The 21,307-nt window shown below is 44.5% G+C and carries 20 protein-coding genes and 1 pseudogene; 5 read left to right on the forward strand and 16 right to left on the reverse strand.

Annotation, left to right across the window (positions count from 1 at the left end; translation table 11 throughout):
* Window positions 1-10: 10 nt before the first annotated feature.
* The 10 genes from V5G21_RS00285 to V5G21_RS00330 all read right to left on the reverse strand — a co-directional run bounded on the left by V5G21_RS00285 (window position 11) and on the right by V5G21_RS00330 (window position 12,468).
* Window positions 11-976 carry an ABC transporter permease gene (locus V5G21_RS00285; RefSeq protein WP_011247256.1) on the reverse strand — a complete coding sequence of 322 codons (966 nt, stop codon included), beginning with the start codon at window positions 974-976 and terminating at the stop codon, window positions 11-13.
* 78 nt (window positions 977-1,054) lie between these two features.
* Window positions 1,055-2,788, reverse strand: a complete 1,734-nt coding sequence (locus V5G21_RS00290) for a peptide-binding protein (RefSeq protein WP_218832367.1) — start codon at window positions 2,786-2,788, stop codon at window positions 1,055-1,057.
* Between the two features lie 96 nt (window positions 2,789-2,884).
* Complete coding sequence (locus tag V5G21_RS00295) at window positions 2,885-3,877, reverse strand: ABC transporter ATP-binding protein (protein WP_011247258.1); 993 nt, start codon at window positions 3,875-3,877, stop codon at window positions 2,885-2,887.
* Window positions 3,877-4,893 carry an ABC transporter ATP-binding protein gene (locus V5G21_RS00300; RefSeq protein WP_011247259.1) on the reverse strand — a complete coding sequence of 339 codons (1,017 nt, stop codon included), beginning with the start codon at window positions 4,891-4,893 and terminating at the stop codon, window positions 3,877-3,879. The genes V5G21_RS00295 and V5G21_RS00300 overlap by 1 nt, the downstream gene beginning before the upstream one ends.
* A 599-nt stretch (window positions 4,894-5,492) precedes the next feature.
* Window positions 5,493-6,239 carry an SDR family NAD(P)-dependent oxidoreductase gene (locus V5G21_RS00305; protein ID WP_269029153.1) on the reverse strand — a complete coding sequence of 249 codons (747 nt, stop codon included), beginning with the start codon at window positions 6,237-6,239 and terminating at the stop codon, window positions 5,493-5,495.
* Between the two features lie 362 nt (window positions 6,240-6,601).
* Window positions 6,602-8,008: a dihydrolipoyl dehydrogenase gene (gene lpdA, locus V5G21_RS00310; protein ID WP_338465064.1), complete on the reverse strand. Its 1,407-nt coding sequence runs from the start codon at window positions 8,006-8,008 to the stop codon at window positions 6,602-6,604.
* 3 nt (window positions 8,009-8,011) lie between these two features.
* Window positions 8,012-9,289 (reverse strand): dihydrolipoamide acetyltransferase family protein, encoded by a 1,278-nt coding sequence (locus V5G21_RS00315; RefSeq protein ID WP_011247261.1) that lies wholly within the window; start codon window positions 9,287-9,289, stop codon window positions 8,012-8,014.
* 102 nt (window positions 9,290-9,391) lie between these two features.
* Window positions 9,392-10,369: an alpha-ketoacid dehydrogenase subunit beta gene (locus V5G21_RS00320; RefSeq protein WP_011247262.1), complete on the reverse strand. Its 978-nt coding sequence runs from the start codon at window positions 10,367-10,369 to the stop codon at window positions 9,392-9,394.
* A gap of 3 nt (window positions 10,370-10,372) precedes the next feature.
* Entirely contained in the window at window positions 10,373-11,509 is a 1,137-nt protein-coding gene (gene pdhA, locus V5G21_RS00325) for a pyruvate dehydrogenase (acetyl-transferring) E1 component subunit alpha (RefSeq protein ID WP_050748978.1), read from the reverse strand.
* A 305-nt stretch (window positions 11,510-11,814) separates the two neighbouring features.
* Window positions 11,815-12,468 carry a YkyA family protein gene (locus tag V5G21_RS00330; protein WP_011247264.1) on the reverse strand — a complete coding sequence of 218 codons (654 nt, stop codon included), beginning with the start codon at window positions 12,466-12,468 and terminating at the stop codon, window positions 11,815-11,817.
* A gap of 287 nt (window positions 12,469-12,755) precedes the next feature.
* Between V5G21_RS00330 and V5G21_RS21365 the strand changes: the two are divergent.
* From V5G21_RS21365 to rnjA, 4 genes and pseudogenes are all read left to right on the forward strand, one after another.
* Window positions 12,756-12,821: pseudogene (locus V5G21_RS21365) on the forward strand (YjcZ family sporulation protein); the annotation flags it as partial.
* A 160-nt stretch (window positions 12,822-12,981) separates the two neighbouring features.
* Window positions 12,982-13,533 carry a peptide deformylase gene (gene def / locus V5G21_RS00340; protein ID WP_011247266.1) on the forward strand — a complete coding sequence of 184 codons (552 nt, stop codon included), beginning with the start codon at window positions 12,982-12,984 and terminating at the stop codon, window positions 13,531-13,533.
* 306 nt (window positions 13,534-13,839) lie between these two features.
* The gene (locus tag V5G21_RS00345; protein ID WP_011247267.1) at window positions 13,840-14,049 is read left to right on the forward strand and encodes a DNA-dependent RNA polymerase subunit epsilon; all 210 of its coding nucleotides are present in this window, start codon (window positions 13,840-13,842) and stop codon (window positions 14,047-14,049) included.
* 2 nt (window positions 14,050-14,051) lie between these two features.
* Window positions 14,052-15,719, forward strand: coding sequence for a ribonuclease J1 (gene rnjA / locus V5G21_RS00350; RefSeq protein WP_011247268.1), 1,668 nt, complete (start codon window positions 14,052-14,054; stop codon window positions 15,717-15,719).
* Between the two features lie 53 nt (window positions 15,720-15,772).
* Here rnjA and V5G21_RS00355 read toward each other — a convergent pair whose 3' ends face one another.
* From V5G21_RS00355 to V5G21_RS00365, 3 genes are all read right to left on the reverse strand, one after another.
* Complete coding sequence (locus V5G21_RS00355) at window positions 15,773-16,435, reverse strand: potassium channel family protein (protein WP_011247269.1); 663 nt, start codon at window positions 16,433-16,435, stop codon at window positions 15,773-15,775.
* Between the two features lie 93 nt (window positions 16,436-16,528).
* On the reverse strand, window positions 16,529-16,987 hold the full coding sequence (locus V5G21_RS00360; protein WP_279626593.1) for a TlpA disulfide reductase family protein: 459 nt from the start codon (window positions 16,985-16,987) through the stop codon (window positions 16,529-16,531).
* A gap of 99 nt (window positions 16,988-17,086) precedes the next feature.
* Window positions 17,087-17,632 carry a peroxiredoxin gene (locus V5G21_RS00365; RefSeq protein WP_011247271.1) on the reverse strand — a complete coding sequence of 182 codons (546 nt, stop codon included), beginning with the start codon at window positions 17,630-17,632 and terminating at the stop codon, window positions 17,087-17,089.
* Window positions 17,633-17,836: 204 nt separating this feature from the next.
* On the opposite strand from V5G21_RS00365, the gene V5G21_RS00370 reads away from it, so the two are divergent.
* Window positions 17,837-18,616, forward strand: coding sequence for a mechanosensitive ion channel family protein (locus V5G21_RS00370; RefSeq protein ID WP_212937318.1), 780 nt, complete (start codon window positions 17,837-17,839; stop codon window positions 18,614-18,616).
* Between the two features lie 29 nt (window positions 18,617-18,645).
* Here the strand turns inward: V5G21_RS00370 and V5G21_RS00375 are convergent, their stop codons facing one another.
* The 3 genes from V5G21_RS00375 to V5G21_RS00385 form a co-directional block, all read right to left on the reverse strand.
* Window positions 18,646-18,891, reverse strand: coding sequence for a YkuS family protein (locus V5G21_RS00375; RefSeq protein ID WP_011247273.1), 246 nt, complete (start codon window positions 18,889-18,891; stop codon window positions 18,646-18,648).
* A gap of 65 nt (window positions 18,892-18,956) precedes the next feature.
* Entirely contained in the window at window positions 18,957-20,084 is a 1,128-nt protein-coding gene (locus V5G21_RS00380; protein WP_095255566.1) for an N-acetyldiaminopimelate deacetylase, read from the reverse strand.
* Window positions 20,078-21,289 carry an aspartate aminotransferase family protein gene (locus V5G21_RS00385; RefSeq protein WP_063609912.1) on the reverse strand — a complete coding sequence of 404 codons (1,212 nt, stop codon included), beginning with the start codon at window positions 21,287-21,289 and terminating at the stop codon, window positions 20,078-20,080. The genes V5G21_RS00380 and V5G21_RS00385 overlap by 7 nt, the downstream gene beginning before the upstream one ends.
* Window positions 21,290-21,307 lie beyond the last annotated feature (18 nt).

The following is a 21,307-nucleotide window of genomic DNA, read 5'->3' on the forward strand; positions in this document are numbered from 1 at the left end:
TTCGTTCACCTCAATCAAGTCGAATGCGCGGATCAGCCACCGCATAAAAGATGTCTGCTAATAAGTTTCCGACTAAAACAGATAAGCCAATTAACAAGTTAATCGCCATAATGACTGGATAATCGCGATTGGCCATGCCGGATAAAAATAACGTGCCGATACCTGGATAATTAAATACGGTTTCGACAATGAACGCGCCGCTCAATAGCACGCCGATTTCCATACCAAGTAGCGTAATAATGGGAATCATCGCATTGCGGAGAGTATGCTTGTACAAAACCGACTTTGCGCCAACGCCTTTAGCCCGAGCAGTGCGGATAAAGTCGCTCCCTTTTACATCAAGCATTTCTGAGCGCATATACCGCATAAAAATCGCTGTACTTGATAAACCAAGTGTAAGGCCAGGCAAAATTAAGTGCTGAATCCGGCTCACAAAAGCATCAAACCCCGTTAAATTAGGGGAACCGATCGACCCTTGTGTTGGAAACCAACCAAGCCCAAAAGAAAACACATAAATCGCCAGCAATCCGGCAAAAAAGTTTGGCGTCGCTAGGCCAATAAAGGCAAATGACGTCGCCGCATAATCTAAAACAGAATATTTTTTACGTGCAGAATAAATACCAATTGGAATCGACACAATGAGTGTAATTAAAAGCGCAAATGCGCCTAAATAGAATGTATTGCCGAGCCGTTGCCCGATTAGCTCGCTGACAGACCTACCGGTGAAATGAGTCGACATCCCTAAATCGCCTGTCACTGCCCGTTTGAGCCAGCTCCAATATTGAATATGTACCGGATCGTTCAATCCTAATGCTTCCCGGCGTTCCTCAATTACTTCTCGTGGCGTATTTGGGTCAATCACTTCTCCACTCAACGCGTCCCCTGGAGCAAGGTATGCAAATAAGAACACGATTACTGATAAAATGAAGACCATTGGGATAAACTGCAGAACACGCCTCACAATATATTTAAGCATCCGGGCCACCTCTCTTATTCCAGCAAATTGAAGAAAGTTGAAGCAGCTTTTACAGCTGCTTCAATGTGCAGACACGCGCTATTCGGTTAAGTGCCACTCATGTGTCTCGTCTTTGAAGGTAAACGGTTTGATCGTCAAGCCTGCCAGACGTTTGTTGTACACATGAAGTTCTGTTTCAGCGTAAAGCGGAACTGTATAAGCATTGTCAATAAAGAGTTGTGCCCATTCTCCGTATTTTTCTGCACGGAACTCTTGGTTGTCAAATGCCAATTCTGGATTAACCGCTTCTTGCAACAATTTTTCTTGCTCTTCGTCAAGGAAACGCGAATAGTTATAACCTGCTGTGCCGCCATTAATTGGCCATGGGTCTGGGTCGCCAGAAGAAAGGGACCAACCTGCTAAGAATAAATCGACATCCGTGTCGTTTTGCTCAATGATTTCAAAATGAGCTGGCGCCTCACGCGGTGTATTTAAATTGACTTGAATGCCAACTGCCTCTAGCTGTTCTTTCATTACAGGCGCGACTTGTTCACGTACTGGGTTGCCTGTTGGATAATCTAAGTTGAGAACGAGTTCATTGCCGTCTGGATCTTCGACAAAGCCGTCGCCGTTGACATCTTCATAGCCTGCATCGGCTAGCTTTTGCTTGGCAAGGTCTGGATCATATGCTAAGCCTTCAACCGCATCAGGGTTGTATGCCCATGACGCACTTGGAAATGGCGCATCCAATAATTCACCGTGGCCACGTAAAAAGCCGTCAATAAATTCCTGGCGATTGATCGCGTGCACAATCGCTTGGCGGAGCTCAACATCTTGCAGTTTTTCGTTTGGCTCCCAAGAATCTGGATTAGTTAGACTGTCATTAGGGCCATGATTGATTTTCATGCCTAAGTATTGATAGCCTAGCTGCGCTTGTTCAAAAACAGTCAAATTATCATTCCCGTCAATCGTATCGACATCAGCAGCTGGAAAATCCCGAGGCACGTAATCGAGCTCGCCTTGTTCCAACATCCCTGCGACAACAGAAGCAGAGACAACATTCCACGTGATCGTATCTAGTTTCGGCGCGCCTTTATAGTAATCTTCATTGGCGGTTAATACGTATTGCTCATTCTCAAGCATTTCAGTCAATTGGAACGGTCCTGTGCCAATCACTTCGCCAGCGTTAATCGACCCAGCATGAGATGGAATGTCAGCAACTGGCACGTCGCCAAATATGTGCTCAGGAATAATATCCATTGATGTATCAGCTAGTGCCTTTACACTCGGTTCTTCAAAAATAAATTTAACTGTATAGTCATCTATTTTTTCAACGCCAGCAAATGTGTCGCTTTCGCCGCTTACGTAGTCTTCATAGCCAGCAAGGGTGTTTACATAGTTTTGGCGTATCCCACCTGCACCGGCATAATCGGGATCGGCCATGGCCGTAAACGTAAAGACGACGTCATCGGCAGTAAAATCTTCGCCATCATGCCACTTTACATCTTCACGCAAAAAGTAAGTCAACTCACGGTTGTCATCACTAAATTCCCAGTCTTCTGCCAATTCAGGAATGAAATTAAATTCTTCATCTTGTTGGACAAGACCTTCATGAGTGATTTCAAGAATATGAGAGTCATACATAGATGTGTAAAAAATCGGATTGAATAAATTGTCTGGTGGTGACATCATTCCAAGATTGACATTGCCGCCTTCTACGGCCTCTCCTCCGTCAGTGCCTTCGTCTGAACCGCCAGTATCGCTGTTGCACGCAGCTAGCGTACCTGCAAAAGCAGTTGCCAGCAAAAACGTGTAAAATGGTTTTTTGTTCAACACAATTTCCCCCTTTTCTTTCATGAAACAAACCCTTTGTTCATTTAAGCTTGCTTGAATTGATTGAGCACCACCTCCTTCACTTAAAGTGAGCCATTATACTGGTGATGGGCTTGAATCCGTATAAAGATGGCAGGCGACAAAATGGCCGTCCTTTTGCTCCGTCATTTCTGGGCGTTCGTGTTTGCAACGTTCGTAAGCATGTGGGCAACGTGTATGAAACGCACAGCCTTTTGGAGGATTCGCCGGGCTTGGCAATTCTCCCTTCAAGGAAATCTTCTCTTTTTTAACTGTGACATCGGTTGAAGGCACAGCGGATATAAGTGCTTCCGTGTAAGGATGAAGCGGCGTTTCATACAAAGAGTCTTTCTGTGCAATTTCGACAATTCTACCTAAATACATAACGGCGACGCGGTCGCTAATATGTTTAACGACGCTCAAATCATGGGCGATGAACAAATACGTAAGTTGAAATTCATCTTGCAAGTCTTTCATCAAATTTAACACTTGTGATTGAATCGAAACATCCAACGCCGATACCGGTTCGTCGCCGATAATCAGTTTGGGCTTAGTGCTTAGGGCACGGGCAATGCCGACTCGTTGCCTTTGCCCACCAGAAAATTCATGTGGGTATTTATTGTAAGACGACTTCGGCAAACCAACAGTCTCTAGCAATTCTTCAGCCCGTTTTTTCCGATCCGCTTTTGTATTCATTGTTTTATGTACAAGCAGTGGCTCTTCAAGCAATTCACCAATCGTCATGCGAGGATTTAACGAAGCATACGGGTCTTGAAAAACCATCTGCATATCACGGCGATAAGGACGCATTTTTCTATTTGAAAGATTTGAAATTTGCTCCCCATTAAAATAAACTTCGCCTTCGGTTGGATCAAGCAACCTTAAAAGCATTCGCCCTAGTGTTGATTTGCCTGAACCAGATTCGCCGACAATACCAAGAGACTCCCCTTTATAGACGTTTAACGTAATGCCATCTACTGCTTTTACATAGCCGACTGTACGTCTAATCACGCCAGCTTTTATCGGAAAATGCATCTTTAACCCTTTTGCTTCTAGTAGCACATTGGACATTAGCTGATCGCTCCTTCTTTAAGCCGCTGCTTGTCAGGTTCTACACTGCCTTCTTTGTATAAATAACAGCGCACATCCCTCGTTTTGCTTACGTTCACTAGTTCAGGCATCGCTTCTGCGCATAATGGAGTGGCAAACTCACAGCGCGAGGCAAAGCGGCAGCCTTGTGGAAAACGATGGGCTGGCGGAACCATTCCGCTTATGGCCTCAAGCCTATCTTTGTTGTCTTCAAGCTTCGGCATGCTTTTCAGCAACCCTTGCGTATACGGATGGAGCGGATTCGTAAACAAATCATAAGCAGGCGCTTCTTCCACGATTTGACCCGCATACATAACAAGGACGCGATCAGCTGTTTCAGCGACAACGCCAAGGTCGTGGGTAATCAACAGGATTGAAGACTGAAATTGATTTTTTATTTTTAACATTAAATCAAGAATTTGTTGTTGGATGGTGACATCAAGAGCCGTAGTGGGCTCATCCGCTATTAACAGCTTTGGGTTGCATGATATAGCAATGGCAATCATGACCCGTTGCCGCATCCCTCCTGAAAGTTGATGAGGATATTGTTTCATGCTTTCCTCGGCGCGGGCAAAGCCAACTAGCTTTAACAGTTCGACTGCCCGTTTATGCGCTTGTTTTTTTGAGACTTGTTTATGTTTTCTGATCGTTTCAATTATCTGATTTCCGATTGTAAAAACAGGATTCAAGGAAGTCATCGGCTCCTGGAAAATCATCGCGATTTGTGCGCCGCGGATGTGATCAAGTTGTTTTTCTGTTCGCTTTAACAGTTCTTGTCCTTCAAGCTGGATCGACCCCTCTACTTTTCCAGGTTCATCCACTAATCCCATAATCGACATGGACGTCATGCTTTTTCCGCTGCCCGATTCCCCGACTAGCGCTACCGTCTCATTTTCATGAATGGTAAACGTAACGCCGTCTACTGCTTTAACAGTGCGTGATTGGTTCAAATGAAAGTATGTTTTCACATCTTGCAGTCGAAGTAAAGGCTCTGCCATGTTTATCCTCCATCAGTACTAGGTAAATTTTGTGATAAGTATAGCACAAACGAATGATTTTTCGGCAAGTTTTTTTCTGTTTTTTTATTTTTCTTAATAGATTTTCTCACATTGCTTTTCTCTATAAAAGAATGGGAGGAGAGATCAAGTCAGGTCTCTCTTCCCATTCTTCTTCAAAAACGATTATTTTCGGTAATGACTTTTTAGATTGAGAACCAATGAATCAAGCATTACCTTCCCCTTTGAGAGATTGTGCAGCATACCCTAACCCACTCTCTACCACTGTTTTATGCACGTAAAGTGTGGCTTCTCTTTATTGTTATGCAGTTTTATCTTCTTCACATTCGTAAATCTTCTTACCCTCGCTTAAACATTCAGTTGATGGGGAAATGACTGATGTGATCGGTCGAAGAGTCGAAAGCCATGATCAACAATACGTTTTAACACGTTCATCGTTAGAAAACTAACCCTCTAGTCGATTTTAACTTTAATAAAATAATCCGAATTAAGCACTATTTCTCTTTTACAGTTTTCATTTACACAAGTTTTTAATGGCCCCGATAAATAACATAAATCCGAATATTTGTTAAATAAAAATTTTATCCTCTTCCAAATAACTGTCCTCCATTTACATTTAATATTTCTCCTGAAATAAAAGAGGCTTCTGGAGAAGCTAAATATTTCACAGCAGCAGCAACATCATCCACATGTCCAGCCCTTTTCACAGGCGTCATATTAACGAAACTTTTTACTACCGTTTCTGGCCATTGCCCAGTAAATCCAGTATCCGCAATAAAACCAGGAGCTATCGTATTAACCGTTATTCCTTGAGGGCTTAATTCTCTTGCAAACCCGTACGTCAAGCCATGAATTCCAGCTTTTGCAGCTGCATAACCTGAAGCCCCAGGATTTCTTCCTCCTGTAAATGCCGCGATAGAACTTATGTTTATAATTCTTCCTCCTGGTTTTTTAAAGTACGGAACTGTAGCTGCCGTCATTAAAAAACTTCCTTTTAACATTGTATTAACCATACTATCCCAGTTAGCCTCTAATTCCTCCAAGCTTAATGTTAGCTCAGTGTCTTTAACAAAACCTGCATTGTTCACTAATACATCAATAGTATTATGTTGCCTCACTATATCATTAACAAATTCTTCTATCTCTTTTGGCTTCGAAATATCGACTTGATATCCGACGACATTTTCACCAAATTCCTTTTCCGTATTTCTCAATTTCCCCTCATCTCTCCCAATAATAAATACTTTAAAACCTTCTTCAATGAATTGTTTAACAATTGCTTTTCCTATTCCACTATTTCCACCCGTTACAATTGCAATTTTAGTCATATTGATAGCCTCCATTTATACTGCATTTTTTCTTTTTCATTAACATTATATTCCAACCTTACTAATCGTCTTAAACCAAATTCTAATGTCTTTAGTTGTCTCTAGCCACGCTCCTCCCTTATACATAATTATAAGAAATAATTAGCTGTATTCATTTGACAAAAAATCTAGAAAATTGTTTCTCCACCACCTTTAATTGCTACTCGTTTGCTATTACTATAGCAATTCATTCATTGCGTTTCAATTAAAAAAATTACAAAATTCGACTTTCTATAAATAAATTTATCACATATAGCAAGCCAGAACTATGACAAAGAGCACGGATTAAAAGCAATCCGTGCTCCAACTATTTATCAATATTTTTACAATGTGTGGATTGGCGTGCCTAGGGCAACTTCAGCCGCTTCCATCGTAATTTCGCCAAGCGTAGGATGCGCATGGATGGTTAATGCAATGTCTTCAGCTGTCATGCCTGCTTCAATTGCTAAACCGATTTCAGCGATCATATCTGATGCATTTGGCCCAGCGATTTGTCCGCCAATAACAAGGCCGTCTTCTTTACGTGTAACGAGCTTCATAAAGCCGTCAGCATCGTTTAAAGACAAAGCGCGGCCATTTGCAGCGAATGGGAATTTCGCCACTTTAACGTCATAACCAGCTTCTTTTGCTTGTGCTTCATTGTAGCCAACTGTTGCCAATTCTGGCTCAGAGAAGCAAACGGCAGGAATGGCGAGATAATCAACTTCTGAAGGTTCGCCGCTGATCGCTTCTGCTGCTACTTTAGCCTCATAAGAAGCTTTATGGGCAAGAGCTGGACCTGGAACAATATCGCCGATCGCGAAAATGTTTTTCACGCTCGTGCGGCCTTGCTTGTCTACTTTAATGTAGCCACGGTCATCCATTTCTACCCCGATGCCTTCAAGGCCGATTTCCTCAGTGTTCGGTTTACGGCCAACTGTCACAAGGACGTAATCAGCTTCGATCACTTTTTCTTCGCCTTTGATTTCGGCTGTTACTTTTACGCCGTTATCCGTTTCTTCCACGCCTTTGGCCATTGCTTCTGTATGGAACGTAACGCCATTTTTCTTCAACTTGCGCTCAACAAGTTTTGCCATTTGTTTTTCGAAACCAGGCAAAATTTGTTTTGTGCCTTCAAGAACGACAACTTCTGATCCAAGGTTTGAATAGGCACCTGTTAGCTCAATTCCGATATAGCCGCCGCCAATGACAACCAATTTTTTCGGCACTTCATTTAAAGCAAGAGCGCCTGTGGAATTAATAACGCGATCTGTGTATTTGAAGTTTGGAATTTCAATTGGGCTTGAGCCAGTCGCGATAATGCAATGTTTGAACTTGTACGTGCTTGAGCTTTTCTCATCCATAATTTTCACAGTGTCTTCACCGGAGAAATAGGCTTCGCCACGGATGATTTCGACTTTGTTGCCTTTGAGCAAGCCTTCGACGCCGCCCGTTAGCTTTTTCACAACAGAGCCTTTCCATTCTTGGACTTTCTCAAAATCAATAGCAACGTTTTCAGCGCGAATGCCGATGTCTTCAGAAGACTTGGCAAGATGAGCGCGGTGCCCAGCTTGAATTAACGCTTTTGATGGGATACAGCCGACGTTTAAGCAAACGCCGCCAAGGCTGCCTTTCTCGACAATGGTTACTTTTTGCCCAAGTTGCGCAGCACGGATCGCCGCAACGTAACCTCCTGGGCCGGAGCCAACTACGAGTGTATCTACTTCTTGTGCGAAATCTCCAACAACCATCTGTTACCCCTCCATTAATAGTAATTGTGGGTCGTTTAGCAAACGCTTGATTTGGTTAAGCGCGCTTTGTGCTGTCACGCCATCAATCAAGCGGTGGTCATAGCTAATTGACAGTGCCAGCATAGTGCCCACAACAATTTCGCCGTCTTTTACAACAGGCTTTTCTTCAATACGGCCGATGCCTAAAATCATGACTTCTGGGTGGTTAATAATTGGCGTAAACCATTGTCCTCTTGCTGATCCAAGGTTGGAGATCGTTGCCGATCCACCTGACATTTCTGCACTTGACAGCTTGCCTTCACGGGCTTTTCCAGCCAACTCGTTAATTTCATCAGCAAGCGCAAAAATAGACTTACGGTCAGCATCTTTGACGACAGGAACTACGAGGCCTTGCTCAGTGTCTGCTGCAATTCCGACGTTAAAGTACTTTTTGTAGACGATTTCGCCTGCTTCGTCATCAATTGACGCATTTAAAGCCGGATATTTGCGAAGAGCGGACGTCAAAGCTTTGACGACATATGGAAGATACGTCAGTTTCGTGCCTTGGTCTGCAGCAATTTGTTTGTACTGTTTGCGATGGGCAACAAGGGCTGACACGTCCACTTCGTCGAGATGTGTCACGTGTGGAGCCGTATGTTTTGAGTTCACCATTGCTTTTGCAATCGCTTTGCGGATGCCTTTAAGCGGTACGCGCTCTTCCAACTGCTCGTTTCCGCCAGCTTGTGCTGTAGCTGCTGGTTTTGAGGAAGCAGTCTTTTCTTCTTCTTTCGGAGCCGCTGCTTCTTCCGTTTGCCCGCCTGATGCAAAGGCATCTACATCCTCTTTTAATACGCGGCCATTTTTGCCTGATCCTTTTACTTTAGAAATGGCAATGCCTTTTTCACGAGCATATTTGCGAACAGAAGGCATGGCAATGACGCGTGAACCTTCTTCTTCATCGCTTTCTTCAGAAGAAGATTGTCCTTTTTCAGGCTCAGAGGCTGCTTGTTTTTCTTCTTTCGGCGCTTCCTCTTTGCTTTCTTCTTCAGCGTCATCATCGCCAGAGCCATCATCAATGACTAAGATGACATCGCCAACATAGCTTGTCGTGCCTTCTTCCACTTTCACTTCAAGCACTTTTCCATCTACTGGAGAAGGAAGTTCAACGACAGATTTGTCATTTTGCACTTCAAGCAAAATGTCATCCTCTTTGACTTCATCCCCTTCTTTTACAAACCACTTCACAATTTCGCCTTCGTGAATTCCTTCACCCACTTCAGGCAGTTTATATTTATAAGCCACGGCTAAAACGCCTCCTTCATTATAACTCTAAATCATCTTCTATAAAAGAAAGAACGATACTGGTTTTTCCCCAGCTTCGTTGCTTTCTTTTTAATCGCTTATTTAGAAGTTGATAACTTCTTTAACTTTTTCTACGATCGTCTGGTGGTTTGGCAGCCATGCATCTTCAGCAGCAGCAAATGGATAAACCGTGTCTGGAGCCGTAACTCGAAGCACCGGCGCTTCCAAGGAAAGAATCGCCCGTTCTGTAATTTCAGCGACAATATGGGAAGCCACCCCTGCTTGTTTTTGTGCTTCTTGGACTACAATCGCGCGGTTTGTTTTTTCAACTGAAGCGACAACGGTTTCCACGTCAAATGGGCTAATGGTCATCAAGTCGATCACTTCTGCCTCAATGCCTTCCTGCGCAAGCTCTTCTGCTGCTTTCAAGGAAGCTTGAACCATTGCTCCATAGGCCACAATCGTGATGTCTTTTCCTTCTCGCTTAATATCCGCTTTGCCAAGCTCAATGGTGTATTCCTCTTCTGGCACTTCTTGGCGGAATGAACGGTAAAGTTTCATATGCTCTAAAAACACGACCGGGTCATTATCGCGGATGGCAGAAATCAATAATCCTTTTGCATCATAAGGGTTTGATGGAATAACGACTTTTACTCCTGGTGTTTGCGCCATTAAACCTTCGAGAGAATCAGAGTGCATTTCTGGCGTTTTTACGCCACCGCCGAATGGAGAACGTACGGTAATCGGCATCGTTTGTTTTCCGCCAGTGCGGTAACGCCAGCGTGACATTTGTCCAGCAATTGAGTCAAACACTTCAAACACAAAGCCAAAGAATTGGATTTCCATTACTGGCCGATGGTCTGTCAGTGCAAGGCCAATTGCCAGGCCGCCGATTCCAGACTCGGCAAGAGGCGTATCAAATACTCGGTCTTCGCCAAATTCTTTTTGCAAACCTTCTGTTACCCGGAAAACACCGCCATTTTGGCCAACGTCTTCCCCGAATATGAGAACATCTTCGTTCGTTTTTAATTCATTAGCAAGCGCGTTCGTGATCGCTTGAGCCATTGTCCAGTTACCCATAAGTTACTTCGACTCCTTTGCCGTATACTCTTCCAATTGTTCACGAATGTTTACAGGAGGGTTTTCAAACATAAAGCCAAGCAAGTCAGTTACTTTTTGTTTAGGCGTTTTGTCTGCTTCTTTCACCGCAGCTTTAATTTCTTCTTTTGCTTGTTCAACCACTTCGTTTTCTTTTTCTTCACTCCATAAATTTTTGCTTTCTAAAAACTTACGGAAGCGAATAAGTGGGTCTTTCTTGCCCCATTCGTCTTCTTCTTCAGAAGTACGGTAGCGAGTCGGGTCGTCACCAGAAGTAGAATGAGCGCCATAACGGTACGTGAGCGTTTCAATCAATGTCGGCCCCTCGCCAGCAAGCGCACGTTTGCGGGCATCGCTTGTTGCTTTGTAAACAGCAAGAACGTCCATGCCATCAACTTGGATGCCTTCGATTCCAGCGGCAACGGCTTTTTGTGCTATTGTTTTTGCTGCTGATTGTTTTTCCACTGGAACGGAAATCGCAAAACGGTTATTTTGAACAACAAAAACAGCAGGAACATTGTAGGCACCAGCAAAGTTCATGCCTTCATAAAAGTCCCCTTGTGAAGATCCGCCATCGCCTGTATACGTGATGACAATGTTGTCTTTTTTCTTCCGTTTTAGCCCTAGAGCAACCCCTGCTGTTTGTACAATTTGCGCGCCAATAATGATTTGCGGCACAGCAATGTTTAGGCCGTCAGGAAATTGGCCGCCATGGAAGTGGCCGCGAGACCATAGAAACGCTTGATAGAGAGGCAAGCCATGGAAAACAATTTGCGGAATGTCCCGGTAGCCAGGCAAAATCCAATCGTCTTTTTCAAGGGCAAATTGAGAGCCAAGCATGGATGCTTCCTGACCGCCCATTGGCGCATAGAAGCCTAAGCGGCCTTGGCGGTTTAAAGAAACGGCCCGTTGGTCCCAGATGCGCGTATAAACCATACGGCGCATTAACTCTTGTAATTGCTCATCGCTTAAGTCAGGCATTGCTGACTCATTCACGATTTCGCCTTCCTCATTCAAGATCTGGAAGGTTTCAAATTGTTCTTCGACTTGCTCAATTGTTTTCGTACTCAATTTGTCCACCAATCCTTTCGTTAGTAAGCGGTAATTGTTCTTTATATCCATGACCTAATGCATCTATAAAATCCCCATTAGCATGCCCAAACCTAAAAGATACATTACCGCGGCTGGCCCCTTTTACACAAGCCATTGATACGGGGCTGAGCATTCGTTCAACTGTTACAAAAAAAATTGCTTATCAGTAGTACAACTCACCTTATGACATAAGTCTACATGAAAAGGAAACAATGCGTCAATCCTTTTGCTTGCTTTCTTTATTTCTCCCTAAAACAAATGATTAATTAGTAAGAAAATGAAACTGTGTTATACAATATCGAGACGGTGAACTAATACAGATACAAGATGTGCGCTTATTCAAAGCGCACATCTAAATCTGACGCTTCGTAAAATGCTTGTTTTGCGTCGTTGTATGTATTTGTATGTTCATTAAATAAGTCCGTCGCCTCTTGAAACTCCTCATATTTGGCGTTCGTTTCCTCTACTTGGTTTGTTAACGTCTCGACATCAAGGTCTTCTGTTTTTAACAAATTGTAAAGTTGTTCGTCTAGGTCAAGCGTCTCCGCATACACTTCATGCAATTTTTGATAACTTTCATAGCGAGCTTCCATCGCTTCTTTAAGAGTTTGTCCCAATTCAGCAAGCGGTTCCTCTTCCAAAGCAGCGAACGCCTCATTTGCTGCTGAAAATTCTTCGTACCCTTCTTCAATGCTTTGTTTCTCGTTGGCAGACAGTTCTCGCCTTGTTTCGATGGACGCAATCGCCTCATCAGCGAGAGAAACGATTTCTTCGAACTGTTCCATATCCAGTTCCATTATTTGATTATATAAGTCAGCCTCATGTTCCTCGGCCTGAACGAGCGGTTCTTGCTGCACTTCAAACCCTTCTTTTTCAATTTGCGCAGCATTTTCTAAATGGTCATAAATGGTTTCCGTTGCGTTTTCGCCACAGGCAGTCAGCAATAAAATCGATCCTACGCCGATTGTCGCAAGTTTTGTCTTCGACACATTTTCTCCTCCTTCGACGATTTAAGCTTTTTTCGCCTAAATACCACATTATCGGACATGGTCAAATTTGGCAAGATGCTTCAACTATTTTCTGAAAAACTGGGCGAATATCCAATCGTTTATTAGGTGGAGGCATATGATGTGTATTGAATCGCCTAACATATTTGCGATGACGAAAAAGGAGGAATTTTTTTATGGGTTACGGATATGGTGGTTACGGCTACGGCCCTGAAGCTTATGGTGGTTATGGTGGTTATGGTTATGGCTGCGGCGGCTACGGCGGCGGTAGGGGCTTTGCCTTAATTGTCGTTCTGTTTATTCTCTTGATCATTGTCGGCGCATCTTGGTTTGGCTACGGCGGCGAAGAACAGTGCGGCCCAGTAGGCCCAGGACCTGGCCCTCACAAATAACGCAAGCCATATGTGCGAGCAGCCTGTCGTCTGCTCGCTTTTTCTACTTGCGCCTGCTACTGAATATCCTTAAACTATATAGAGAAAATAAGGAGTGGTACATATGATTACGATGGACGACATTGTTCGCGAAGGCAATCCAATTTTACGTAAAGTCGCTGAGCCGGTCGAATTGCCATTAACAGATGAAGACAAGCAAACATTGGTCGACATGCTCGAGTTTATTAAAAACAGCCAAGACCCTGAAATCGCGGAAAAATACGGGCTCCGTCCTGGCGTAGGCTTAGCTGCGCCACAAATCGGCATTTCTAAACGGCTATTTGCCATCCATGCCACAGATGAAAACGGCAACCTCTACAGCATGGGAATCGCCAATCCGAAAGTCGTTAGCCATTCTGTTGAAACCAATGAACTTGAAAATGGCGAAGGTTGTCTCTCTGTTGACCGTGACGTTCCCGGCCTTGTGCCTCGGCGTGCCCGTTTAACGATCACTGGAGTCGACCATGAAGGCAACGACGTGCGTATGCGCTTGCGGGGATATATTGCCATTGTTTTTCAACATGAGTTGGATCATTTAGACGGCATTATGTTTTACGACCGAATTGAGGGACTCGAAGACCCTTTCAAAAAACCATTGCCTGGATTTGCGCTTTAACAGCTGCCAACAATTCCCTCGATTCTTCAATGCCTACGTGCATACACTACATGTACAAGGGCATTGAAAAGGAGTGGAACGGGATGTTAAGAAAGTGGCGGAAAAAACTAGTCAAAGGTTGCCGAAACCTCCTGCCGAAGTCATTATTGCTTGACGTTTAATGAATGTCGAACTTGGAAAAACTAAGAAAGCCAGCCTTTCAATCAGGTTGGCTTTTTATCATTGCAGCAGGGAATAAAGGAAACCATTCAAATATAAGCGAACTTCTATTATAATGGAAGGACTACATTTAAAGGAGAGGTAAGAATGATTTTTAAAGTTTACTATCAAGAAGATGCCGCGCAGATGCCTGTACGGGAACGGACAAAGTCATTGTACATAGAAGGCGAAAGCGAAGCAGACGTCCGCCTTAAGTTGGCCAAGCAAAACTTCAACATTGAATACGTAACAGCTGTAACTGGAGCATATTTAGAATATGAGCAGGCAAACAGCGACTTTAAGGTCGTGAACATTTAACCATGAAACAAGTAAAAAACAACCAAACAGCTGTTTTCGCTTTAGGCGGCTTAGGCGAAATTGGCAAAAATACGTACGGTGTTCAGTTCCAAGACGAAATTATTCTTATTGATGCTGGAATTATGTTTCCTCAAGACGAGCTTCTTGGCATCGATTATGTCATTCCCGACTATACGTACTTAATCAAAAATCGGGACAAAATCAAAGGCTTGTTTATTACCCATGGCCATGAAGACCATATCGGCGGAATTCCTTATTTGTTGCGGGAAATCAACATTGATGTCTATGGCGGCAAGCTTGCACTCGGCCTCTTAAAAGGAAAACTTGAAGAACACGGCTTGCTACGCAGCGCTAAGCTTCACGAGATTGCAGAAGACCAAGTCGTCAAATTCACGAAAACATCGGTATCGTTTTTCCGGACAACCCATAGCATTCCTGACTCATATGGCGTTGTTGTCAAAACGCCGCCAGGAAACATTGTCCATACAGGCGATTTTAAATTTGACTTTACTCCTGTTGGCGAACCGGCAAATTTAACGAAAATGGCGAAAATCGGCGATGAAGGCGTACTTTGCTTGCTGTCTGACAGCACCAATAGCGAAATTCCGACTTTTACAATGTCCGAACGAAAAGTAGGCGAAAGCATCAACAACGTTTTCCAAAAAGTCGATGGGCGCATTATTTTTGCCACGTTCGCTTCGAATATCCATCGCTTGCAACAAGTGATCCAGGCCGCAGTTGACTATGGCCGCAAAGTATGTGTATTTGGCCGCAGCATGGAATCAGCCATTACCATTGGCCAAGAGCTTGGCTACATCAATGCGCCTAAACATACGTTCATTGAGCACTCACAGTTAAACAAACTCCCTGATAACAAAGTAACGATTCTTTGTACAGGAAGCCAAGGTGAACCGATGGCAGCCCTATCACGGATAGCTTTTGGAACACACCGCCAAATTCAAATTATTCCAGGGGATACGGTTGTGTTTTCTTCTTCGCCAATTCCAGGAAACACGCTTAGCGTTGGAAAAATCATCAACCAACTATACCGTGTTGGTGCAAATGTCATCCATGGCCCACTTAGTGATATCCATACTTCTGGGCACGGCGGGCAGGAAGAACAGAAACTGATGTTGCGGCTTATGAAACCGCAATACTTCTTACCCATCCATGGCGAATATCGGATGCTGCGCACTCATAACCGCCTCGCTCAAGACTGTGGCGTTAAAGAAGAAAACTGTTTTATTATGGATAACGGCGATGTCCTCGCGCTCCATCCTAATGAAGCAGGGGTCGTCGGCAAAATTCCGTCTGGCTCTGTTTATGTGGATGGGAATGGCATCGGCGATATTGGCAATATCGTGCTTCGTGACCGCCGAATTCTCTCAGAGGAAGGCTTAGTCATCGTTGTCGTTAGCTTAGATATGAAGGAATTCAAAGTCACAGCTGGGCCAGATATCATTTCCCGCGGTTTTGTGTACATGAGGGAATCAGGCGATTTGATTCATGAAGCCCAAAAAATGCTCGCTAAACATTTAAACAGCGTCATGGAAAAGAAAACGTCTCAGTGGTCTGAAATTAAAAACGAAATGACCGAGCTTCTCGGACCATTTTTGTACGAGCGTACGAAACGCAAACCGATGATTTTGCCGATTATCATGGAAGTATAACAACAAGCCTGCTGACAATGAAAGCCATTGTCGGCAGGCTTGTTTAGCAGCTATTAGTTGGCAATAAAGTCTTTTTCAAATGCATAAATGGCTTTTTTTGGCCCGAGCAAAACAAGTACGTCCTCTGCTTGAATCACTTCATTGGCCTGAGGAGCAGCCATCAACCTCCCTTGCCTGCGGATAGCAATAATCGTACAGCCGTAAAGGGCGCGTATGTTAAGATCTTGTATCGTCTGCCCTATTAGTGAAGGCGTTGCTACTGCTTCAATGATCGTATCCTGAGACGATAGCTCGATGTAATCAACAATGTTGGCGGATAAAAGGTGATGGGCAAGCCGCGCGCCCATTTCCCGTTCAGGATGAAGGACGCGGTGGGCGCCGATTTTTTTCAACACTTTTTCGTGATGATCGGTTTCTGCTTTTACACAAATGTGTTTAACGCCCATTTCGCTTAATAATAACGTTGCCAAAATACTCGCTTCAATGTCATTGCCGATTGCAACTACAACATGCTCATACAACGGGATGTCTAGTTCCCTTAATACTTGCTCGTCTGTAGCATTGGCGATCACCACTTGTGTGGCAATGTCACGAAATTCGTCTGCCTTGGTTCGGTCGCTATCAATGGCCAGTACATCAGCGCCTTGCTCCACTAACTCTTTGGTGACACTTCCTCCGAAGCGTCCTAAGCCGATAATCGCAAACTGTTTTTTCATAATGGCCCTCCGCTGCTCAATCGTAACTTGACTGTACCAAACAATCGGCCAATAAGCAAAGACGCCCCTCCTTAAAAAGAGGCGCGTCTTTGCTTATTTTTCTTCTTTAATGCCGAGTACTCGGTTCACACGTTTGGTCAGCATTTTCATGCCGCCGCCTCCTGCTTGGAAGTGGCGCAGCTGCCCTTCTTTATCGAACACGTAGTAAGCTGGCACATATTCATTTTCAAAAGCATCTGTCAACTTATGTTCACTATCAACAAAGATTGGTTGCGTGATCCCATGCTCATCGGCAACTTGTTTGATCTCATCAATGTTTAAGTCTTTTTCAGACCGCGGCATATGGACAGCAATGACATTTAGCTCGTCTTTGTATTGGTCACGAAATTCATTGACATTTGGCATTGCCTCTTTACACAAGCCACAGCTAATGGACCAAAAGTGGATGAGCGTTGGTTTGTCGCCAATTAAGTCCCCTTTCGCTACTTCTCCATTCAGCCATTCAGTCGCGCCTGTCAATTCTGGCATTTCCGACCGTAGTTTCAAAGCCATCTCGTTTCCCTCCTGTATAAAAAGCGCACACGCTCGAAACTTATTCTTTTTCCGAAAAACAAAGGCCTAACAACACGCTAGGCCCTTGCCACTATTCCTTTAAAGCGTAGCTTGTCCAGGCTTCCAGTTTGCTGGGCAAAGTCCGCCAGTTTGTAACGCTTGTAGCACGCGCAACGTTTCATCAACGTCACGGCCGATGTTGTTGTGGTTCACTACAGAATACATCAATTCACCTTCTGGGCTAATGATGAACAACCCACGTAGCGCCACACCTTCATCTTCAATTAACACACCATACTCTCTTGAAATGGCATGGTTTGTGTCAGCAGCAAGTGGATAAGCCAAGTCGCCTAATCCATTGTCATCACGTGACGTATTAATCCACGCTTTGTGTGTATGGATCGTGTCTGTAGAAACACCAATTACTTCAGCGTCCAAGTCTTCAAATTCGTCGTAGCGGTCGCTCAACGCCGTAATTTCAGTCGGACAAACGAACGTGAAATCCATTGGATAAAAGAACAACACTGTCCATTTGTCATTTTTCATATTTTCTTCTAAGCTAACTTTACCAAATTCTTTGTTTGGCAACACTGCGTCCATTTCAAAACGAGGTGCTTGTTTGCCAACCATACGTTTTTCAGTCATAAGTCTAACTCCTCCTTTGCAAATCCAATACAATCATTATTATAACGGGCTTGCTTTTTGGAGTCAATGTTAATTGAGAATGAATTTAATCTAGAAACATAAATCTTCACATTCCTGCCTTACTTACATAGCGGTCTTTGAAAGATTTGTCGATTTATGCTATTCTCAACAAAGCAATGATATTGAGGAAGGAGCGGGTTATCAGTGAACAGTACTATTAACGAATGGCTTTCCCATCCGCTTGTGCATACCGTTTGGAAAATTGCGCTTGTGGTCGTCATTTTTTTCATCGTCCGCGCCTTAGGGCGTAAACTGATCGCCGGGGCATTTAACCGTTCTATCCGCGCCTCACAAGCTCGACTGAAAACGTTAAAAAGCCTGACTCAAAATGTATTTTCTTATGTGTTGTTGTTTATTGTAGCAATGACGATCTTAGAAATACTCGGTTTCAATTTAGGGCCGATTTTAGCTGGTGCAGGTGTTGTAGGGCTTGCCGTTGGTTTCGGCGCACAAGGCCTTGTAAGCGATGTGGTGACTGGCTTTTTCTTATTGTTAGAACGTCAGCTTGAAGTCGGCGATTATGTGACTGCGGGCGGGGTTGAAGGGATTGTCGAGGAACTCGGATTCCGCACGACGTTGATTCGCGGTTTTGACGGTACACTCCACTACGTGCCAAACCGCAACATTGCCAATGTGGACAACCATTCCCGCGGCAATATGCGTGCCCTCGTCGACATTTCCATCCCAGCTGGGCAAAAATTAGACGAATCGCTAGCAATGGTGAAAGAGGCACTAGAAAACTTTAGCCATCCAGCTATTGTATCTGGCCCTGACGTGTTAGGCGTCGAAAGCGACGATTTAGCGACGACGACAATCCGTGTGATTGCCAAAACGGATAATATGGAGCAATGGGCAGTGGAACGCGAAATCCGCCAAGCGATCCGGCAACGATACGATGCCTTTTCACAACCAGAAAATGAATAAAAAAAATACCAGCTTTTGCTGGTATTTTTTTAGTGTTGAGTCACAATTTCGTCGACACGTTGGCCGATTTCTTCTGCACTTAAACCTTCTGCGTGGATAATGCTCATTTGCCCAGGAACACTGATGCCGGCAACATCCGCATTTCTTCCAGAAACAATACAGCATTCGCAGTCTTGCCCGTCTTGTTCATTTTCAATTTGTACAACTTCATAGCCTTTAGACTGAAGCTCTTGCTGTACATCTGACAAATTGGATTGTACCCCTATTTTAGCCATATGGCACCCCCTCGTTTATTTCCACATTAGTATGCGCTGCAAACGAAGGCTTTATACCATGCTTATTAGCGGGGCTTTTTCGCGCTTAAAAAGGCGACCATATGCTCGATGGCAATCCCAATCGCTTCTTCGCTTGGTTGCAGGCGGCTATCATGCAAGCCGTACGGGCTATCAACGCCAAGCCAAAACATGACGCCGGGGTATTGTTTTAAAAAGTAGCCAAAATCCTCCCCTGTCATTGCTTCTTCTGCCTCTACAAACGTAATGCCTTTTCGTGTTTTTGAGAAAGCGGCAAACGCTTCTGCCAATTCTGGGTCATTGTAGACTTCGCAGTAATTGGAGCCGTAATCAATCGCAATCTTGCACGCAAAACTTGCCTCTATACCAGCAGCAATCGCTTCAAGCCTGCTTTTGACAACTTCCATTGATGCCATCGACAGCGTCCGGATCGTCCCTTCTAACCGGGCCGTTGCGGCAATGACATTCTGTTTCGTGCCTCCTGCTATAACGCCGAGTGTTACAACTGCTGAATCAAGAGGATCAATGTTGCGTGCGACGACCGTTTGCACTTGTGTAACAAAATGGGCACAAGCAACCACCATATCGTTCGCTGTATGGGGATAAGCCGCATGCCCGCCTTTGCCCTGAAAATCAATAAAAAGCTCAGAAGTATTGGCAAACAATAACCCTGGTTTCGTGGCGATTGACCCGACAGGAAGGTTCGGGTCAATATGGAGCGCATAAATTTCATCAGGCTGCCAAGCACCTAGTACATCTGCTTCTATAATCGGTTTTGCTCCTCCTGGCCCTTCTTCTGCCGGTTGAAAAATAAACAGCAAATGGCATTCTGGTTCGTGGCTGGCAAAATGGTCTAGCAAGCCAAGGGCAATCGTCATATGGAAGTCATGCCCACAAGCATGCATCGCTCCTTCATGCTTAGAGGCAAATGAATAGCCTGTTTCCTCGGTAATAGGCAGCCCGTCCATATCGGCTCTATAGGCAATCGTATAGTCTTGTCTGCCTTCGACGCGGACAAACACGGCTGTTTTCCACGTTTTGATTTGCAGGCGCGTTTGCTCCATGTTTGAAATGGTGTCTAAAAGGAGTTGTTGTGTTTTAAATTCGTTAAATCCGAGTTCAGGAATTTGATGAAAAGCACGCCGTATGTGAATGAGATCGTTCATCTTCATGATGCCACCACTCCGTCAATTTGCGCCAATGCGTTGCGGAAGTGGCCAGCAAACGTGTCGACTTCGGCTTTTGTAAGCGTAAGTGGCGGAAGCAAACGAACGATCGTTTGTTGGGTGACGTCAATGAGCACCCCTTGTTCCATCATCATTTGTTGAAGTTTTTTCGTGTTTTCCGCCGTTAATTTGGTCGGCAAGCCAATCATCATCCCTTTGCCGCGGAACGCTTCTAAAATGTTTGGAAATTCCCGTTGCAACTTTGTTAATGTATCATGCAAGTAGGCTGCGGTTTGTTGGCTAGCAGTGAGGGCGCCTTGTTGCTGGAGCACACGGAGCACGGCAAGGCCGAGCGCACAGCTTAATGGCGAAGGAGCAAACGTCGTACCGTGGTCCCCAGGGGCGAACAACCCGCTCCAATCCTGCTTGACAATGATGCCACCAAGTGGCAGCCCTCCGCCTACTCCTTTTGCAAACAGGACAACGTCTGGGCTTAAGTCGGCATGCATGTAGGCAAACAACTTGCCTGTGCGCCCCATACCCGTTTGGATTTCGTCCATGCAAAATAGCATGCCTTCCTGATTACATAACGCCTGTGCTTCTTGTAAAAATGAATGGGATAATGGGATGACTCCCCCTGAGCCAAGCACCGGTTCCATAAGCAGTGCAGCAGGCTTGTTCTTTTTGATGACTGCTCGCAACTCATCGACATTTTCCCTCTCCACTTCATAGACAGGCAAATCATGTTTCGGAAAGTCTTGGTAGACGCCTTTTTGCCGCGTTAGTTTTAACGCGCCTAACGTTCGGCCATGAAAACTATTTTTTAAAACGACAATGCCTCGTTTCGCTGTCTTTTGTGCCATGCTCCATTTATGGATCAACTTAACAGCCGCCTCTGTCGCTTCAGCGCCGGAATTCGCAAAAAACACTTTGCCGCCAAGCGTAGCCTCACTCAGTTGTTCGGCAAGCTCAACCGCCGGCTTGTTTACATACAAGTTGGAAATATGCAGAAATTTTTGACCTTGTTCTTGAAGAGCCTTTATCACTTCAGGGTGAGAGTGGCCAACCACATTGACAGCAAGACCTGTAATTAAGTCTAAATAGGATTTGCCATTCTCATCAATTAAATAATTGCCTTCTCCCCGGTCTATAACAAGGGGCAACCGCCCATACGTCCCCATAATCGCCGCGTTATCCCGCGCAATCCAGTCCACTACCAATCCACTCCTTTT

This window comes from Shouchella rhizosphaerae (assembly GCF_036700015.1).
Classification (GTDB): domain Bacteria; phylum Bacillota; class Bacilli; order Bacillales; family Bacillaceae_D; genus Shouchella; species Shouchella rhizosphaerae.

Excerpts from the sequence above, each read along its gene's own strand:
- V5G21_RS00345 (WP_011247267.1), top strand. The coding sequence starts at position 13,840 with ATGATTTTTAAAGTTTACTATCAAGAAGATGCCGCGCAGATGCCTGTA.
- V5G21_RS00360 (WP_279626593.1), bottom strand. The coding sequence starts at position 16,987 with ATGGCTTTGAAACTACGGTCGGAAATGCCAGAATTGACAGGCGCGACT.
- V5G21_RS00285 (WP_011247256.1), bottom strand. The coding sequence starts at position 976 with ATGCTTAAATATATTGTGAGGCGTGTTCTGCAGTTTATCCCAATGGTC.
- rnjA (WP_011247268.1), top strand. The coding sequence starts at position 14,052 with ATGAAACAAGTAAAAAACAACCAAACAGCTGTTTTCGCTTTAGGCGGC.
- V5G21_RS00295 (WP_011247258.1), bottom strand. The coding sequence starts at position 3,877 with ATGTCCAATGTGCTACTAGAAGCAAAAGGGTTAAAGATGCATTTTCCG.
- V5G21_RS00300 (WP_011247259.1), bottom strand. The coding sequence starts at position 4,893 with ATGGCAGAGCCTTTACTTCGACTGCAAGATGTGAAAACATACTTTCAT.
- V5G21_RS00305 (WP_269029153.1), bottom strand. The coding sequence starts at position 6,239 with ATGACTAAAATTGCAATTGTAACGGGTGGAAATAGTGGAATAGGAAAA.
- V5G21_RS00355 (WP_011247269.1), bottom strand. The coding sequence starts at position 16,435 with ATGAAAAAACAGTTTGCGATTATCGGCTTAGGACGCTTCGGAGGAAGT.
- V5G21_RS00320 (WP_011247262.1), bottom strand. The coding sequence starts at position 10,369 with ATGGGTAACTGGACAATGGCTCAAGCGATCACGAACGCGCTTGCTAAT.
- def (WP_011247266.1), top strand. The coding sequence starts at position 12,982 with ATGATTACGATGGACGACATTGTTCGCGAAGGCAATCCAATTTTACGT.
- lpdA (WP_338465064.1), bottom strand. The coding sequence starts at position 8,008 with ATGGTTGTTGGAGATTTCGCACAAGAAGTAGATACACTCGTAGTTGGC.
- V5G21_RS00365 (WP_011247271.1), bottom strand. The coding sequence starts at position 17,632 with ATGACTGAAAAACGTATGGTTGGCAAACAAGCACCTCGTTTTGAAATG.
- pdhA (WP_050748978.1), bottom strand. The coding sequence starts at position 11,509 with ATGGATATAAAGAACAATTACCGCTTACTAACGAAAGGATTGGTGGAC.
- V5G21_RS00375 (WP_011247273.1), bottom strand. The coding sequence starts at position 18,891 with ATGGCTAAAATAGGGGTACAATCCAATTTGTCAGATGTACAGCAAGAG.